Consider the following 2,453-nt stretch of genomic DNA (forward strand, 5'->3'; position numbering starts at 1 on the left):
GTCCGGGATGGCCGCCCTCCCCCCGAACGGCAGGGCGGGTGAGCACGACCAGCACCACAAGTCCGCCGCCTACCTCGAGGAACTCCGCGACGTCTGGGGCGCCGACAGCATCCCCAAGGTCAGCCCCCCGGTGATCGGAGACGACCGCCAGTGAGATTCGTCCTCTCCAAGGTGGAGCTGGAGCTCTGCTGGGAGCGCCTCGGCCTCGGCGAGCTCCCCACCATCCTGTCCTTCCCCTCCCACGGCGCCACGCACGACGAGCGCCGCGCCCTCCACGTCGAGGCCTGGCGCGCCCTCGAGCGCCGGGACCTCGCGGGTGGCAGCGAGCTCAGCCCCTCCGTCGCGGGCAGGCTCCAGCTGCTCGCCGCGCCCGAGCGCGAGGTCGACGCCCGCCTGCGGCTCGACGGCGGCCCCCGCGTGCGGGCGCTCGCGGCTACCCGGCGCGGGCACGGGCTGCTCGCCGTCCTGACCTCCGACCGGATCACCGTCACCGACGTCGCCCACCACTGCCTCGCCGACGCGGTCGTCGCCCTGCTCCCCCCGCACCCGGCCCCGCGCGCCCGCTCGATCTCGCTGCTCGCCACCGAGCTGGACGCCGCGGTCGAGCGGTCCAACGACTCGCCCGCCCGCCTGGAGCGCCTGCTGCACGAGGCCGGGTTGGGGCACCAGGACGCCCGGCAGGTCCGCGAGGTGCTCGGGGACGTGCAGCGGACCGGCCAGTTCGGCGCCTCCAGCCGCACCGGCCGCACCGGCCGCCGCCGCGGGCCGTACGCGATCAACTTCTACGACACCGCCCGCGGTCGCTGGCAGTTCACCCGGAAGCCCTCGCCCGACGGGCGGCAGTGGGCCACGCTCGCGCCCGCGGACCACCCGCGCTTGGTCAGCGCGGTCGCGGAGCTGCTCGCCGCCACCTGAGCAGGCTGTGGTACCCCACTCGCATGAGCGAGAGCGAGACCAAGGCCGGGCGCCCCGGTGACAAGTCCCTGGCCGACCTGAAGCAGGCCCTGCGCGACTTCGCCGCCGCCCGCGACTGGGACACCTACCACACGCCGAAGAACCTGGTCATGGCCCTGTCCGGCGAGGTGGGGGAGCTGACCGACCTGTTCCAGTGGCTCACGCCCGAGCAGGCCGCCGCCGCGATGCAGGACCCCGAGTTGGCCTGGAACGTGCGTGACGAGCTGGCCGATGTGGTCCACTACCTGGTGCGGCTGGCCGACAAGCTCGACGTCGACCTGGTCGACGCGGCCTTCGCGAAGATCGAGCGCAACGAGCGCCGCTTCCCCACCGGTGACCTTCGCCCGGTCGAGTGACCGTGCGGGCGCCACATCCGCCACTGCGAGTGATGAGGACCCGATGCACCCCCAGCCCCCGGCCCTGCTGCACATGCACCAGAAGATCACCATGATGGTGAACCGGTACGAGATCTTCGCCGACGACGGCCAGGGCCAGCCGGGCCGGTTGATCGCGTTCGTCGAGCAGAAGCGCCTGGCGTTCAAGGAGCGCGTGACGATCTACACCGACAGCACCAAGCAGTCGGTGCTGGCCGAGTTCAAGGCGCGCAAGGTCATCGACCTGGGCAGCGCCTACGACGTGGTGGTCGCGGGCGGTCAGTCGATCGGGCTGTTCCGCAAGGACTTCCGCAAGTCGCTGGTGAACTCCACCTGGCACTTCGAGCAGCACGGCGCGGCCCCCGCGGTCGGCAAGGAGCGCAGCCAGGGGCTCGCCGTGCTCCGCAGGGTGTGGGGCTTCATCCCGTTCATCAACAACCTGCCGTTCTTCATGCGCTACCACTTCGACTTCACCAGGGAGAACGGCGCGCCGGTCTTCAGCGTGGACAAGAAGACCTGGCTGCGCGACCACTACCTGATCACCATCAACGACCCGGCCGCCGACCACCGCATGGTGATCGCCCAGGCGGTCGCCGTGGACGCGCTGCAGAGCCGCTGACGGCGGACGTGCGGCCGGGCCCGTTCACGCGCTCGGCCGCACCCCCTCCCCCAGGCGCCACCCCGACAACGACCCCGCGCCGCTGACCAGGCGAAGCGCCGCAGCGAGCGGGTGACCCGCGGGTTCCCGGCACGGTCGTTGCCTACCGTGGGACGTGGTGCGGCACGGGCGGGGAGGCCCCGCACGACGAGGGGAGAAGCGCGTGATCAGGTGGCAGCAGCGCAGCAGACCGAGGTACCGGGGCGGGCGTCCGCCGGTCGACGAGCTGGTGTGGGCGCCCGTGCTGTTCGCGGGCATCGTGGCCGCGTCGCTCGTGCTCCTCGTCCTGACCTACGTCTAGAACGCAGAAAAGCCCTGTGGGGCGCACGGAAAACCGTGCGCCCCACAGGGAAAGAATGTTCGGCGGCGTCCTACTCTCCCACACCCTCACGAGTGCAGTACCATCGGCGCTGGAAGGCTTAACTACCGGGTTCGGAATGGGACCGGGTGTTCCCCAACCGCAATGA

Annotated in this window: 4 protein-coding genes and 1 rRNA gene; 4 read left to right on the plus strand and 1 reads right to left on the minus strand. The window is 71.5% G+C overall.

Annotation, left to right across the window (positions count from 1 at the left end; translation table 11 throughout):
- Positions 1 to 150 precede the first annotated feature (150 nt).
- The 4 genes from ACTUAL_RS05610 to ACTUAL_RS05625 all read left to right on the plus strand — a co-directional run bounded on the left by ACTUAL_RS05610 (position 151) and on the right by ACTUAL_RS05625 (position 2,287).
- Positions 151 to 915, plus strand: coding sequence for an ESX secretion-associated protein EspG (locus ACTUAL_RS05610; protein WP_096492127.1), 765 nt, complete (start codon positions 151 to 153; stop codon positions 913 to 915).
- 23 nt (positions 916 to 938) lie between these two features.
- On the plus strand, positions 939 to 1,310 hold the full coding sequence (locus ACTUAL_RS05615) for a nucleotide pyrophosphohydrolase (protein WP_096492126.1): 372 nt from the start codon (positions 939 to 941) through the stop codon (positions 1,308 to 1,310).
- A gap of 43 nt (positions 1,311 to 1,353) precedes the next feature.
- The gene (locus ACTUAL_RS05620) at positions 1,354 to 1,947 is read left to right on the plus strand and encodes a hypothetical protein (protein ID WP_096492125.1); all 594 of its coding nucleotides are present in this window, start codon (positions 1,354 to 1,356) and stop codon (positions 1,945 to 1,947) included.
- Between the two features lie 202 nt (positions 1,948 to 2,149).
- Entirely contained in the window at positions 2,150 to 2,287 is a 138-nt protein-coding gene (locus tag ACTUAL_RS05625; RefSeq protein ID WP_157767536.1) for a hypothetical protein, read from the plus strand.
- A 57-nt stretch (positions 2,288 to 2,344) separates the two neighbouring features.
- Here ACTUAL_RS05625 and rrf read toward each other — a convergent pair.
- Positions 2,345 to 2,453: ribosomal RNA gene (gene rrf / locus ACTUAL_RS05630) — 5S ribosomal RNA — on the minus strand; the annotation flags it as partial.

The sequence above is a fragment of the Actinosynnema sp. genome (assembly GCF_052038725.1).